Genomic DNA, 13,833 nt, shown 5'->3' on the forward strand with positions numbered 1-13,833 from the left:
GTGTTATGAGTGTATATCAGGAAGAACGACCACTAAGTGATCTCTTCCGTGACCTGGTGAACGAAACAAAAATCCTCATTCAGCAGGAACTGCAGCTCTTAAAGCTGGAAATGTCCCAAAAGGCCAAACAGGCAGGAAAAAATGTGGGATTTATTGCAGTAGGTGGAGCGCTGGCCTATGCAGGATTACTGGTTCTTTTAGGTGCGGCCACTCTCGCCCTGGCATTAATCATACCCGCCTGGGCTTCGGCGCTGATTGTTGGACTAACCGTTGTGGGGATCGGCTACGCATTGATTCACAAAGGAATCAGCGATCTGAAAACCATGGATCCTGCTCCGCAAAAAACCATAGACAGTTTAAAGGAGACCAAACAGTGGACGACCAACGTACTCAATTAAATGCACTGGAATCGAAAAAGATTGAAGATCCTGCTCGGCTTCGCGAACAAATTCGAGTTACGAGGGCGGAACTGGATGGGACGGTTCATACACTTCAAGAACGTCTGTCCCCGGAAACCATCAAGGAACAGGTCAAAACCGCAGCCATGGATAAAGTCGAAACGGTAAAAGAAAATGCCCGTGTGAAGGTGAACCAATGGCAATCCATCCTGATGGAACGGGTCCTGAACAATCCCTTACCTGCCGCCCTTATTGGCGTGGGTCTCCTATGGATGATGAAGCAGGCCGGCACTTCCTCATCAGGCAGAGGCAGATTTAGAAGGGACCGGTATAGCGATGAGTACTCCCTTGATCCCTATGAAGAGTGGCCGGATTATGCTCCCGAAAGCGAAGCCGGGCGGATTCCCCGACAACGATCCCGGCGGGGAAGATCCCCCCTGGACGCCATTAAGGCAAGAGCACAGACCTCGGGGCAACAGGCACGGGAACAGATTTCAGAATGGACAGACCAGGCACAAGAATCATTGGAAGATTGGAAAGAAAAGGCATCGCACCGGTCAGATGAAATCCGAGAGCGCACACGCGAGGGGGGCGAACGTATGAAGCATGAATTGTTCCGCTATATGCAGGAGAACCCTCTGACCATCGGAGCCGTAACTTTAGCCATGGGGACAGCTATCGGCCTTTCCCTGCCTCGGTCTGAAAAGGAAGATCAATGGATGGGGGAAACACGCGACCGGTTGTTGGAGGAAGCGAAAGCAACTGCCAGGGAGATCATGCCGAAGGCCAAAGAAGCCGCTGCTGAGGCGCAGCGGGTTGCGGCAGAGACCATCAAAGAACAGGTCGGCATGAATTGAAGGAGGAGCACCGCATAAAGAGTTGCATAAGCCGGTGCGCCAAATAAACAGTTTTAAAATTTTTCCTCTCGGACCAAATCGTTACACCACGAGGCCATATTATGTCCCAAGACAACACAGCTGAACAGAAGTCCGGCACGAGAGGCCGGAATGCTACCCAGCCCAGTCAAATCCCCAATGCGGGATGGTGGGACATCCTCCTGCGCCTGAAGGATCAGATCTCACAGGATAACGTTTCGATTGTCGCCGCAGGAGTGGCGTTTTATGCCGTCCTCGCGCTCTTTCCGGCGCTGGCCGCCATTGTCTCGCTGTATGGACTGTTTACCGAAGCCTCTGATATCCAGCAACAGATTACTTCTCTTAGTTCCTTTCTCCCGCATGACACCCAAACTCTGATCCAAGAGCAGCTGACAACTATTTCAACCAGCGGGGAATCGGCCTTAAGTTTTGGAGCGATCGGGGGGTTGCTCTTTGCAATTTGGAGTGCGTCCAAAGGCATGGCTGCAATGATCACGTCCTTGAACATTGCCTACAATGAAGAAGAAGAACGGAGTTTCATCAAAGTTACCGCGCTGGCATTAGGATTAACGGTTGGAGGTCTAATTTTTGTCATTCTGACTCTCTTTCTCATTACCCTGTTGCCGGCGGTATTGGACGCGCTGGGATTCGGCCCGAAAATGCAAACGGCCCTCTCTCTCATTCGTTGGCCGCTCCTGGCCATGATCGTCATGGGGGGATTGGCCATCCTGTACCGGTATGCGCCCTGCCGGAATTACCCGAGATGGCAGTGGGTGTCATGGGGAGCCGGAATCGCCACATTGATGTGGATAGTGGGATCGTCGGCCTTTGCTATCTATGCGAATGATTACAGTAGTTACAACCAGACGTACGGGTCACTCGGCGCGGCAGTCATTCTGCTGATGTGGTTCTGGTTAACCGCATTCATCGTCATGGTCGGAGCCGAAATTAATTCGGAAATGGAACGACAGACGCGGGCTGACACGACGGAGGGTGAACCCGAACCGATGGGCCAACGCCAAGCCTACTCGGCAGATACACTGGGTCGGACAGCTGAAACCCACCCTTCTTCGCCACGTTCCTCAGCACGTTTGGGTCAATGAGGGTTTTTGACAGTTGTGCGTATTTGCCTTTCGCTTTACCTTGACAGTTCACTTCAGTTCATTTTTCTCACACACAAGGAGGTCGTGTTATGAATCCTATATGGAAATTTGCCGCTCCGACGTTTGTCCTTACCCTGGGTTTCGTCGCCACCCTTCATGCTGCCAGCGATCAGATGCAACAACCATCGGACCAAACCAGTCAACAACAGAATCAGATGGCAACGGTGAAAGGCACGGTGGAAAAAGTCGAAGGCGACGTGTTTACCATCAAAAATGATAAAGGCGAGACAATCCGGCTTCACCTAGGTGAGAAGGCATTTCAAGGGAAACAGCCCAAAGAAGGTGACAAAATTCAAGCCAAGATCCCCCAGGGGGAAGAAACGTATGATGTGGTTTCCGTCAAGAAGGATGGGGATTCCACTGCAGCTTCCGCACAACAAGGCGGAGGATCCATGCAAGCGCAATCTTCTTCTCAATCATCATCCTCACAGGAACAATTCACAAGAACTATTCAAGGAGAAATTTCCGAAGTTGATGGAAATGTGTATTACGTCCGGGATAATTCCGGCAAAGAAATCCGTCTGCGGCTGGACCAATCTGCCGAACAATCAGGCGAATTGAAGAAGGGCGATAAAGTTGAAGCGTTGGTGACACAGAAAAAAGAATTTCACGTCATCTCGGCTGAACCCATACAATAACCTGATCGGCGCACCTTCCAGACGGGGATTTCCTGAAGGAGATCCCCGTCCGGATATTCGGTTTCTGTGGCACCATTGACGAAATCCCTGGCTCTGCCAAAAACAAGGAGGGTCTCATGCCACGAGGAGACAAATCCAAATACACCGGAAAGCAAAAACGTCAGGCAGAAAAAATTGAAGAAGGATATGAAAAGCGAGGCGTACCGGAGGACGAAGCGGAACGCCGTGCATGGGCTACCGTGAACAAAATGACCGGTGGAGGGAAGAAACCAGGCGGATCCGGTCGGGGAAAAGGAGAATACAACTCCGGCTAAAAAAGGCGGGGAAAAAGGCGGTAAAGCCTCAGCCTCGCGATCGGCATCCGCCAAAACCGCCTCTGCCAGGAAGGCCGCTGAGACGCGTGCCCGAAAGAAAAAATGAACGGCATCGGAGAGGTCCCCTTCACGCAAGCGCATGAATTCGTTTTTGGAAATTAGATAAGGGATCGAGAGAGTGTCTGCCGAAGATCAAAAAATCCCTTCCAGGGATCGGCCCTCAGATTTTGAAGGCGTTGAGGGAGAGTGGTGAGAGTAAAGACCTGGGATCCGGAGATAGAAAAGAGTTCATCCCAACTCACAGGGGTTGACACAGGCGCTCCGGGGAGAGCTCGAGTGCCATAGGTGGCAATAGAAGTGGCCCCGAAACTGTTACGAAGATAATCAATAAATATTTTCCCTTTTCGTTTGGCTTTGCTCATCGTGGCCACAAATCCCGAGGGATGCGTCCGGGCGGTTTCCATCGCCAGTCTCCGAGTATACTGCTTCAACTGGTCCCAGGTGGCACGGCGCGTCAAGGGGGCCACGACATGTAATCCCTTTCCTCCCGAGGTTTTCACAAAACTTTCTATACCATCCCCCGAGAGCCGTTTTTTTAACATATGGGCTCCTTCAACCAGCTGTTCCCATTTCACCCCTGGACCGGGGTCCAGGTCGAGGACCAGGCGATTAGGTCGATCCGTTCGATCCTTCCGGCATCCCCACGGATGAATTTCCAATACGCCCATTTGCACCAAAGCGATTAGCCCTTTCACATCGTCAATTACCAGATAAGTGTTCTTTGTTTTCGTTTCTTTTTCCCGGATCAGAATGCGGTGCACGGAATCCGGAAGAGATCCCGAGGCATGTTTTTGATAGAAACATTTTTTTTGAGAACCCTCAGGACACCGCACCAGCGTCAGCGGCCGGCCGGCCACATGAGGCAACACCCACTTGGCGATCTGTTGATAAAATTCCGCCAGATTCCGTTTCGTGATGCCCTGCTGAGGATACAAGATCCTTTCAGGATGCGTTAGCGCCAGCGCCGGCTTTTCCGTAGAGATATCGGGCGAGGCCTTGGATCGCCGGTTGGAAGGTTTGAGTGGTTCGGAAAGAATATTGTTCACAGGGTGTGGAGTCTCTTTAATAATTTCTTTTGCCGGTTTATCTTCACGGAGACCGACAAACGAAGGATGGCGCAATATGCCGTCGCGTGTCCATTCAAAAAATTCTACCTCGGCAACAAGCTCGGGATGTACCCAATGCACCTCCCGAATGTTTCTGTCCGAAGGCAGCCGGGCAAATGGAGGATGGGACTGAGCTCGCTTGGCCAGAAGCGCATAAATACGTGAAAGGCGTTGGTGGGTAAAACCGGTGCCCACCCGGCCAGCATATTGTAAGTGTCCCTCCTTATCATAATAGCCCAATAGCAGTGCTCCGAAAAATTTTCTGGATCCTGAAGGGTTGGTATACCCGCCGATGACAAATTCCTGCCGGTGATGACACTTGACTTTAACCCAATGCTTTGAACGGGCTTGCCGATAGGGGCTCATGGCATTTTTGCTGATGATCCCTTCCAAGGCCCGTCGACAGGCCTGTTCGAATGTTCGTTCTCCCTGACCCTGAATATGATCGCTGTAACGGACGTGAGCGGCCGCTTTCTCCGGCAAAGCTTTGATGAATTCCCATAACAGTTCTTTGCGCTTGATGAGCGGGGTCCGACACAGGTTATACCCTTCGCAGTAGGGTAGATCGAACACAAAGTAGACCAGAGGGTCGGAGGCTTCACCCTTCAAGACATTTTGCAAGGCCTGAAAATCGGAGGTGCCGTTCGATCGGAGTACGACGACCTCCCCGTCAAGGATACCCTGTTGAACCGGCAATGCCTTCAGCGCTCCGGCAATGTCGGGAATTTTTTTTGTCCAATCCTTACCGTTTCTGGTCAACAGGCGAATTCTTCCATTTTTAACCATGCTGACAATACGATACCCATCGAACTTGATCTCGTGCAGCCAATCCTCCCCTTCAGGTGAAGTTTTGAACAAAGTCGCCAACTGAGGATGAAAGGTTGCGGGTTGGGAAGAGGACACGGCGGAAGGAAGGTCTGACGGATCAGGGACACGGGAAGTTCCGGAAATCATATTTTTTCGTGAAGGAGTACGGGAGGAACGGCTGTTGGTTGAATGGTTGTTTTTCGGCTCCCGTTGGGAAGCCGGGTTCTTCCTTCTTTTTTCTTGATTCACCTCGGCAATCTCTTCCAATGATCGTCCGGTGGCAACACTCCCGGGGGCCATGTCAATAATATCGGAATGTTTCCCTCGGAGGGCTTCCGAATCCTTTTCTTTAATCAGCAACCAGTTTTTTTCTTCTTTGGCTTTTGCCCCTCCCATCCGAACCAGGCTCCATCCCCCTTTCAGCTTTTGGCCTTTTAACAGAAATTTCATTCGTCCCCGGTCGTAGGAATACTGGGGATCTCCTTGAGGTACCCATTGCCCGCGATCCCATACCATGACCGTCCCTCCGCCATATTCTTCTTTGGGGATGGTTCCTTCGAATGATCCATATTCGACGGGGTGATCCTCAACATGAACGGCCAGACGCTTGAGGGAAGGGAATAAACTGGGACCTTTCGGAACGGCCCAACTTTTTAACACCCCGTCCAGCTCAAGCCTGAAATCGTAATGCAACCGGCTTGCCGCATGTTTATGGACAACAAACGAAGAGCTCTTTTTCCGGAAGGCCGTCCCACGGGGTTCCGGGGTTTTCTCAAAGTGACGTTTACCTTGATATTCCTTTAATCCCATGTTTGTGACTTCCTGGGAGCAGCCTTGAGTGTCTTAGTTCTGAAAAACCGAAACAAAGACCCTTCTACTCAGTCAGGCCGGCAATTCATGGTGGTATGTTAACTGGCCTTACGGGATTTTCGAGGGGAGGCGGATTTGCGTTTTTTGGCTCGGACGGAGGGTTGGGCCTTTTGAACGCTTTTCTTTAATAATGACATGATATCAACCACTTTTCCTGAACCTGTTTTCTCTTCTTTTGCGACAGGGGGGACGGATGTTCGTGACCGGGAACTTTTCGATTTCTTTTCGATCCATTTCAACAAGGCATCACGGTAATCATCATGGTAGCGCTGGGGTTCCCACTTGGTGCTCATGGATTCCACTAACTGTTGGGCCAAAGTCAATTCTTTTTCTGAAATTTTGTAGGATTTCACATTCCCTTCCGGCACATCCAATTCTTTTACATCGCGGATTTCTTGATGAAATCGCAGAAGCTCCAGCACCAGAACATGTCCTTGAGGAATCAGAGCGGCTAAATACTGGCGTGTTCGGATAACGACTTTGGCAATTCCGATTTTTCCGCTCCGACGGAGCACTTCCCGTAACAGCACATATACTTTTTCACCCTTTTTATCGGGAACAAGATAATAGGGCTTATCAAAATACTCGTAGCCGATATCTTTTCCGTTGACAAAACTTTCGATTTCAACGGATTTATTTACTTCAATGGCAACTTTTTCAAAATCAGCATCATTTAAAAGAACATACCGGCCCTCTTCATATTCAAACCCTTTCACAATGTCCTGCCATGGAACCTCTTCACCCGTCTCCTCGTTCACACGTTCATACCGGACTCTGGCGTTATTCCGGCTATCCAACAACCGAAAATGCAAGTCAAATTGTTTTTCCGCTGAATGAACGACAACAGGAATTGTAACAAGACCAAAGGTAATGTGCCCTTTCCAAATTGGCCTGGTCATATAATGAATCCTTTCCCTGCCCTGTCGTCCATTTCAGAAAAAAAATACGCTGATGTCCCCTCTACCACCCTTCAACATTATTTGTTTAAGGTTTTTGGGGACCATTCAATGGTGCTCTCCCGCCCGTTGGATTTTTCAATATTTCCTTCTCCGCCTTAAACCAGTCCTCCCAGTCTTTTCCATGTTGACCGAATCGCTTATTGTAATGGTCATAGGCTTTTTTGGAAATTTCCTCACGGAACATGACCCGGATAATACTTTCCAGTTGATCCATCAAGGAAGGAAGAGGATCCGTTGGAGATTTCCTCATGACCTGATCAACCTTCTGGTGATGAATATCCACCATGAGGGGCCGATTTGAGGGTCCACTGATCACGACAATTTTCCCGGTATAACCCGTGCCACGCAGATCTTTTAGGATGGTTGGCCCATTGGGATCGGCGATAGACATATCCAGGACAATGACGTCCGGGGCATGTTTCTCCACCAACGAAGGGACATCCTGTCTATGTTCGGGTATCGAAAGCTCATACTTCTTTTCTTGGAAATGGAGAACCATTGCCTTTCGAAATGTCTCGTCAGGGGTGATGATCATAATCATGATACATCCCTCGTCCCTCTTCAGGGTCTTTATTGAAATTCCATTGCGGGAATTTTTTACTCAATAACCACAGTCTTGTAAAGCCCAACCATGGTTCACCCTCCGCCGTTGAGCAACTGGGGGTTTCCTTCCCGTACAAAATACGGTGCTATGCCGGTGGTCTTTTGCCCGTAATAAAACTTAAAGCAAAAATAATTAAGAACACAACAAACAATACCCAGGCAATATTGGTCGCCGTACCCGCAACACCCGTTAACCCGACCACTCCTGCAATAAGAGCAATGATCAAAAATGTAATGGCCCAACTTAACATATGATTTCTCCTTTATTCCTTTTCCGAAGGGATTGAATAAATTATCCGCCACTAAGGAAACATTGATGTGCTCCTCGTAGACTGGTGATAACTACTGCTTTCCTTCGGTCCTATTGAGTGGATGAAATTTTACGACTTTATTTTGAGCATTGACTTCAATCTTAACCCTGTCTCCAACTTCAAAATTTTCTTTCCCCTCGGAATTATTTAAATTCAGATACCGAGGGGACATCTCACCAGCCTCACCCGCATCAACCCGTACCGTATTTTCGTTCACTTCCTCCACCACTCCTTGAATAATTCGATGTCCTTCATCTAATTGACGGTCTTCCTGTATTTGAGTTGTCGTGGAGCGATTATGGTCAGGAGCATGACCTGTGAGATCGCTACCAACAGCGAAACCCGGAACCCCCATTAGGACAGCAAATGCCATAATAATTTTTACATCCAGAAACCACTGCGTCTTGTGGTTGGGAGTAAACATGATCGCCTCCTTCATTGTAGATTTCCGCTGTATCCAAAAAACAACGACTAACGCTCGTTCTTTGAGCATTCGTGCCGTTATCCTCCGTGCCCACACCCGGAATGTCCGCACTGACATTTTCCGCCTTTGGAAGGTTGAGAAGAGGAGCAATTTTCGGAACAAAACTCCTTCCCTGGAGGGGCCTCGCATGAACAGGAAGGGTGAGCACATTTTTTTGCATTGGCAGTGGTCATCTTTTCTCCTTTCCGTCAGGGTAATAGAAAAAAAGAACCTGAATTTCGTTTATATCTGTCTCTACCGGGGACAATGACCGATTTCATAATTCAGTGTGGCAATTTCAAGACGTTTCGGACAATGGACAAAACTTCACTCAAATGAGAAAAAATGGAGACAATAGTTCCCCCGTCTGTTAGTAGGAGATTTCTAATTGGCCGAATCCTGTATATCTTCTCCGGCCTGTTCCATCTTTTCTCCGGCTTGCTCCATTGATTCATCTACTCGTTCCCCTGCTCGTTCCGCAGGACCTTCTTGTTCACACCCCAGGGCACCGAATAGTGATCCAGAAAAGCACAGAACCAATAAAATTCTTTTTGCATAAGAAGTCATAAGTTTCCTTTCGTCCTATTGCATAGCATTTTTCAGAGAGAATTCTGCGTATCTTCCGATAAAACCTTTTCCGCAACTTGACCGGTCTTCTGCTTCACATCCTCCACCGTCGATTCCACGCTGGATTTAACCGCCTTCATCACCCTGTCTCGCGAATCTCCCATCCATTGGTCTTCTTTCCGACTCGCCGGTATGGCGGCTGCCACGGCCGTGCCTAGTGCCACCATCACTGCTCCCACTGCCAGCGGATTACTGTCCAAGAGGTGATTGAATTCTCCTCCTACCACAGCCTTTTTCTCTTGCAAATATCCCTTCACCTCTTCCATTTTTTGCCCGGCCCCCTCTTTCCATTCCTTAGCCTGTTGACTGGCTTGTTCTTTCAATTCATGAGCCTGGTGACTCGCCTCATCCTTCCACTCCGACACTTGACCTCGAACGGCATCCTTTGCTGTTCGGAATTTTTCCGTCACCTGTTCCTCCATTGAGAGTCGGAGTTCTTTTTCGCCGTTCCGCCAAGGATTGTTGTCACTCCGATGGCGTCTTGTTGTTTCGTGCGAGGGTACAGCCCCATCTTTGAACAACCAGTACAATCCCAATCCGATAAGTACGGTGGGCACAGGATTATTTGTTAATGTATTCAACATTGACTCCCTCCTTTAGTAAGTGCTCAAAACCCGATTAATGATAGAAAAGGTTCCCTCACAATAGAACGTCAGTCGTTCCTCTATCGGAATAATTTGTTGTCAAAAGGCATTCAATAAATTGTAAGGCGATGATGGTAGATGACCGGACCATGGCGCCTTTAAAACAGATTTTTTAATTGTCGACTATTTTTCAACCCAATCGTGGGGTTTACCATAAAAGTCATACATACGGACTTCATATTCTCTATTTATGGGTTTGCTTGGGTCATATTCAGGACTTTGTTCAATCAGGTCCCGGTTCATGCCTACCTGAACGGTTTGTTTATTCCAGTCGATAGAATTAACCCATTTTGGAGATATGAGAACCTTTTTCCCAGGCAACCAATTTTGAGTATCAATCACTAAATATCGGATTTCCCACGAGGTATCCTCGACAATAAAATCGTCCACATGACCGATCTCTCCATCCTGGGCACCGATGTAATATCCCTGCACCTCATTTGCGGACCGCAAATGGGGATTTCCATCCAATTTTCCGGGCGCCCTCATTCCATCAGTGAGCGACTGTTCCATAGCTTCCCCGCCTGGGACACTCATGGGGGTGAATCCGGCAGGCTGGATGAAACCATCCTCGTCCCAATATTCTCTCCATTTAAAAAACAGACGTAACTCCTTTTCTTTTTGAAGCGAAAAAGGCAGATCGGTTTCAATCCCCGGGCTATCTTCGATTTCTATGGAAGTCAGGGTCACGGGAATGACCTTTTCTTCCCATTCTGACCGTTCAAGGGCTTCCCGTCCGATAAGTACCTTTCTTCCGGGAAGCCAGTTTCCTGTATCTGCCACGAGATAACGGGTTCTCCACAACCGGTCATCAAAATAAAAATCGTCCACGCTCCCAAGGTCTTTATCAATGGCTCGCAATTGATAGCCTCGCATTTCCAACAACGTTTTCAACATAGTCTTCCTTTTACGTTCATGTTTACCAAAAAATGGATCTAGTCCCCTGAGTTCGATAAAGATTAAGTGGAGGGGCCTGTATCATTCATTAACCACTTTCTGAAGTTTCCAGGACAATGTACAAAATTTTTATTGCCAACCTTGAAAAGTCAAAAAACTGCCTCGGAACGGGCATGAAAAGTAATGGAAAGGTCTGTGGGGTAAAGGCGGGGAAGTTCCCGGTCAATCATTCAAGCTTTACAGGGAAACCATGCGTAGAAATCCGAAAGTCTTAAGCGACGAATTATGAACCGGAGGGCTAACATGGATGAACCGGAGGGCTAACATGGGCCAAATCAATGGTCCCAGGAGCAGGAGTGAAAGACACAGTTAGGGAAGGATATGCAACAATTTGTCCATCAAAAAAGAACTCCGGCTTTCTCCCATACTTAAAGAAGCCATGACCTGGCGGCACCGATCCTCCACAGCCTCTAAGTCATTTTTTTCCTGGATGGATTCCCGGCTCCCTCTTTGGACCATTTCGACATGACGAAGGATTGCCACACGATCCTCATTTCGTTCCGCGGTTTCACCTATTCGTCCCAAACCGTCCAACAAGCAGATGGTCACCGCCACATTGCCTTTTCCGTTTTGTCGGATTTGATTAAAAGCCGCATTCATGACGCCTTCAAAGGTGACAGACGGAGCAATCACACGAAGAACTCCCTCAGAGTCGTACCGGAAAGGAGATGGAAACTTTCTTTGCCCAAGCTGGCATAAAATCGCGCTAAGATGATCAATACAATGGACGCAAGTGAACGGGTCGTTTATTCCAGGTGAAAGTGCCCGCACGGCCACTTCAACAAGTTGAAGTACGGAAAACTCAATATCCTGTTCCTGGGTTCGGTTGGATCCACAGATCATTTGCTTGTTAATCTGTGGGGTTACGATATCTGCCATCGGCCCAAGGGCCAGTACTTTGGCTAATGATGCTCCCTTGGTGATAAAGTGCCCCGGCCGATAATGAAGAAATATCACTAAATTCTGTTCACGAGCGATTTCCATAAGGGCATCATTTTCAATTGCCTGAAGGTAACCCCCAATGTCGGCCTTAATTTCCATTCCCTCTTTTTCTATCCTGGACAGGATAGAAGGAATACGGGTTTTGTTCGCCTCATTCTCATCGGCCAGTCCCAAACGCTCTGGAAAAAGCCTGGCCAGGTCTTCTTCCAATTCCCCATATACCGCAGCGATCAAATTGGGGGCTTGTATGGAAACAGCAATATGATGCATGAAATAAATCAATACCCCTAGGCTGCACACAGCCAAAATAAGGCCCGCCAACGTTCCCCAATATGGCGTAGAGCCATCAGGATCCACATGGATGGTTCGCAAGACGAGCAGACAATACAGGAAAGTCGCCACAAACGTTCCCAGAACTACTTGATTCCCTCGATCCCGCAAAAAATTTCCTAACAGACGTGGGCCGAATTGCCCCGAAGCCAGGGTGAGGGCCACAATCGTAATGGAAAACACGACGCCCGCTATAGTGATCATGGACCCGGCAATGGTCGAAAGGAGAGTCATCGCTCCTTCAGGACCCATGTTGCTTAGCCATTGGAGAAAATCAATATTCCCGGGAGAAAAATATTTGTCAAAATACGGTACGACCAACGAGAGGAGAATAGCGGCAAGGGTCATACAAGTGGGTATGAGCCAGAGACTCGAACGGAGTTTATTCAACCAATTTAATACCCAAGCCGGCATGAGTTCCTTACCCTGTCGCGAGATCAATGAAATTCATCATCCCGCCATAATTCGAGTAGGCAGCAGTTTGCTCTAACTATTGTAAACTTAACGACTTAAAAATTCTCCGATGGAATGAAGCGGCTCAATTTGATCGCAAATAATTTTAAGGGATGCGACAAATGGTACCGCAAGCAGCGCCCCGACGACTCCCCATAACCAGCCCCAGAACAAGACACTGACCAAAATTATCACAGGATTTAATGTCAGTTTTCGTCCTAATAAATGGGGTGTGATAACACTTCCTTCAATAGCCGTCAGAAATAAATAGGTCCCGGACACCACAGCCACGACATTCATATGTTCAAATGTGAGGATCGCTGCCAACGTCACCGCTCCTAAACCAATAATGCTTCCAACATAAGGGATGAAATTCAGAATACCCGCCATGGCTCCCCACAAAAACGGGTTAGGCATGCCGAGCAGATACATGGCGAGACTTGTCGCCAGCGCAAGACCAACATTTACACTGGTCACCGTGACAAGGTAACTGGAAATATTTCCCTCTATTCCTCGGACAATTTCCACTGCACGTCGTTTATCCGAAAATCGTGGAAGAACTTTCACGAGTTTTTCCAGAAATAAATCACCGGACGCAAGGAAAAAATATAGTAGAATCATGGTTGAAACCAGCCCCAGAATAAATTCCGTGGTCCAATAGATCAATTGACCACCCAAACTTTCGGTTTTCACTTGAATATTCTGGGCTTTCCGGGATTCCGAAAGACTGGCCATATGTTCCAGTGCTTTGGTCGCCTCCCCCATTTCCAGGACCGAACTTTTGATGGACCGGATTTTATGCTCTACCTGTTGTAAGGCATCCGGGGCACGGTCCAGCCAGAGAGAAGCGGGAGTCGACAGCTGAATAATTCCAAACGTCAGGGTGCTGATTAAAACGAGAAGAATCCCCCCAGCCGCAAATGGCGCGGGAATATGTATTTTTTCAACCCCCCGGACAAGAGGAGCAAACAAAAGATTCAGAAATAAAGCCACGAATACAGGAAGCATGATGGCCTTGGCCACATACATCACCATGAGTGAGGCATAGACAAACAGTCCTGTAAGGGCAATGGACCGGATATTGATCGGTCCCTGAAATAATGGAGAGAGATAACCAGCTTCGATTTCGGATGAAGGAGGTGGAGAGGAAGCCTTACGTTCGAATTCTGAGATTTCCTTCTGGTGGATTTCAGGCATCGGAGGGAGCCATGTTCGGCAAAAGAGGTGGGGGCACCGAACTTAAGCATGGGTCACAGGATCCACCAATAAACCTCCTGATCATTTCGTTCTTGAGGATTGGATAACTATTCATC

The 13,833-nt window shown here is 48.4% G+C and carries 14 protein-coding genes and 1 pseudogene; 5 read left to right on the forward strand and 10 right to left on the reverse strand.

The features are described 5' to 3' along the window. Window positions 1-5 precede the first annotated feature (5 nt). From ACWHYD_RS15655 to ACWHYD_RS15675, 5 genes and pseudogenes are all read left to right on the forward strand, one after another. Window positions 6-398 (forward strand): phage holin family protein, encoded by a 393-nt coding sequence (locus ACWHYD_RS15655; protein ID WP_447962959.1) that lies wholly within the window; start codon window positions 6-8, stop codon window positions 396-398. Next, window positions 374-1,255, forward strand: a complete 882-nt coding sequence (locus ACWHYD_RS15660) for a DUF3618 domain-containing protein (RefSeq protein WP_447962960.1) — start codon at window positions 374-376, stop codon at window positions 1,253-1,255. The genes ACWHYD_RS15655 and ACWHYD_RS15660 overlap by 25 nt, the downstream gene beginning before the upstream one ends. A gap of 101 nt (window positions 1,256-1,356) precedes the next feature. Further along, on the forward strand, window positions 1,357-2,376 hold the full coding sequence (locus ACWHYD_RS15665; RefSeq protein ID WP_447962961.1) for a YihY/virulence factor BrkB family protein: 1,020 nt from the start codon (window positions 1,357-1,359) through the stop codon (window positions 2,374-2,376). Window positions 2,377-2,465: 89 nt separating this feature from the next. Continuing rightward, entirely contained in the window at window positions 2,466-3,074 is a 609-nt protein-coding gene (locus ACWHYD_RS15670) for a hypothetical protein (RefSeq protein ID WP_447962962.1), read from the forward strand. A 116-nt stretch (window positions 3,075-3,190) separates the two neighbouring features. Further along, window positions 3,191-3,494: pseudogene (locus ACWHYD_RS15675) on the forward strand (plasmid stabilization protein). Window positions 3,495-3,546: 52 nt separating this feature from the next. Here the strand turns inward: ACWHYD_RS15675 and ligD are convergent. From ligD to ACWHYD_RS15725, 10 genes are all read right to left on the reverse strand, one after another. Then, a complete protein-coding gene (gene ligD / locus ACWHYD_RS15680) occupies window positions 3,547-6,171 on the reverse strand; it encodes a DNA ligase D (RefSeq protein WP_447962963.1) in 2,625 nt (874 codons plus the stop codon). A 98-nt stretch (window positions 6,172-6,269) separates the two neighbouring features. Continuing rightward, window positions 6,270-7,130 (reverse strand): non-homologous end joining protein Ku, encoded by an 861-nt coding sequence (ku, locus tag ACWHYD_RS15685; protein WP_447962964.1) that lies wholly within the window; start codon window positions 7,128-7,130, stop codon window positions 6,270-6,272. A gap of 85 nt (window positions 7,131-7,215) precedes the next feature. Then, the gene (locus tag ACWHYD_RS15690; protein WP_447962965.1) at window positions 7,216-7,731 is read right to left on the reverse strand and encodes a response regulator; all 516 of its coding nucleotides are present in this window, start codon (window positions 7,729-7,731) and stop codon (window positions 7,216-7,218) included. A 148-nt stretch (window positions 7,732-7,879) separates the two neighbouring features. Continuing rightward, window positions 7,880-8,044 (reverse strand): DUF1328 domain-containing protein, encoded by a 165-nt coding sequence (locus ACWHYD_RS15695; protein ID WP_447962966.1) that lies wholly within the window; start codon window positions 8,042-8,044, stop codon window positions 7,880-7,882. A gap of 91 nt (window positions 8,045-8,135) precedes the next feature. Next, entirely contained in the window at window positions 8,136-8,528 is a 393-nt protein-coding gene (locus ACWHYD_RS15700) for a hypothetical protein (RefSeq protein WP_447962967.1), read from the reverse strand. Between the two features lie 423 nt (window positions 8,529-8,951). After that, window positions 8,952-9,134, reverse strand: coding sequence for a hypothetical protein (locus ACWHYD_RS15705; RefSeq protein ID WP_447962968.1), 183 nt, complete (start codon window positions 9,132-9,134; stop codon window positions 8,952-8,954). Window positions 9,135-9,166: 32 nt separating this feature from the next. After that, window positions 9,167-9,778 carry a hypothetical protein gene (locus ACWHYD_RS15710; protein WP_447962969.1) on the reverse strand — a complete coding sequence of 204 codons (612 nt, stop codon included), beginning with the start codon at window positions 9,776-9,778 and terminating at the stop codon, window positions 9,167-9,169. Window positions 9,779-9,961: 183 nt separating this feature from the next. Further along, window positions 9,962-10,735, reverse strand: coding sequence for a PRC-barrel domain-containing protein (locus ACWHYD_RS15715; RefSeq protein ID WP_447962970.1), 774 nt, complete (start codon window positions 10,733-10,735; stop codon window positions 9,962-9,964). 369 nt (window positions 10,736-11,104) lie between these two features. Further along, window positions 11,105-12,481, reverse strand: a complete 1,377-nt coding sequence (locus tag ACWHYD_RS15720) for a DUF2254 domain-containing protein (protein ID WP_447962971.1) — start codon at window positions 12,479-12,481, stop codon at window positions 11,105-11,107. Between the two features lie 87 nt (window positions 12,482-12,568). Further along, window positions 12,569-13,717, reverse strand: a complete 1,149-nt coding sequence (locus ACWHYD_RS15725; protein WP_447962972.1) for an AI-2E family transporter — start codon at window positions 13,715-13,717, stop codon at window positions 12,569-12,571. Between the last annotated feature and the right edge of the window lie 116 nt (window positions 13,718-13,833).

It is taken from the genome of Nitrospira sp. Ecomares 2.1 (assembly GCF_965152585.1).

Coding starts and splice junctions, on each gene's coding strand:
- ACWHYD_RS15655 (WP_447962959.1), top strand. CDS start 6: ATGAGTGTATATCAGGAAGAACGACCACTAAGTGATCTCTTCCGTGAC.
- ACWHYD_RS15665 (WP_447962961.1), top strand. CDS start 1,357: ATGTCCCAAGACAACACAGCTGAACAGAAGTCCGGCACGAGAGGCCGG.
- ACWHYD_RS15670 (WP_447962962.1), top strand. CDS start 2,466: ATGAATCCTATATGGAAATTTGCCGCTCCGACGTTTGTCCTTACCCTG.
- ligD (WP_447962963.1), bottom strand. CDS start 6,171: ATGGGATTAAAGGAATATCAAGGTAAACGTCACTTTGAGAAAACCCCG.
- ku (WP_447962964.1), bottom strand. CDS start 7,130: ATGACCAGGCCAATTTGGAAAGGGCACATTACCTTTGGTCTTGTTACA.
- ACWHYD_RS15690 (WP_447962965.1), bottom strand. CDS start 7,731: ATGATTATGATCATCACCCCTGACGAGACATTTCGAAAGGCAATGGTT.
- ACWHYD_RS15695 (WP_447962966.1), bottom strand. CDS start 8,044: ATGTTAAGTTGGGCCATTACATTTTTGATCATTGCTCTTATTGCAGGA.
- ACWHYD_RS15700 (WP_447962967.1), bottom strand. CDS start 8,528: ATGTTTACTCCCAACCACAAGACGCAGTGGTTTCTGGATGTAAAAATT.
- ACWHYD_RS15705 (WP_447962968.1), bottom strand. CDS start 9,134: ATGACTTCTTATGCAAAAAGAATTTTATTGGTTCTGTGCTTTTCTGGA.
- ACWHYD_RS15710 (WP_447962969.1), bottom strand. CDS start 9,778: ATGTTGAATACATTAACAAATAATCCTGTGCCCACCGTACTTATCGGA.
- ACWHYD_RS15715 (WP_447962970.1), bottom strand. CDS start 10,735: ATGTTGAAAACGTTGTTGGAAATGCGAGGCTATCAATTGCGAGCCATT.
- ACWHYD_RS15720 (WP_447962971.1), bottom strand. CDS start 12,481: ATGCCGGCTTGGGTATTAAATTGGTTGAATAAACTCCGTTCGAGTCTC.
- ACWHYD_RS15725 (WP_447962972.1), bottom strand. CDS start 13,717: ATGCCTGAAATCCACCAGAAGGAAATCTCAGAATTCGAACGTAAGGCT.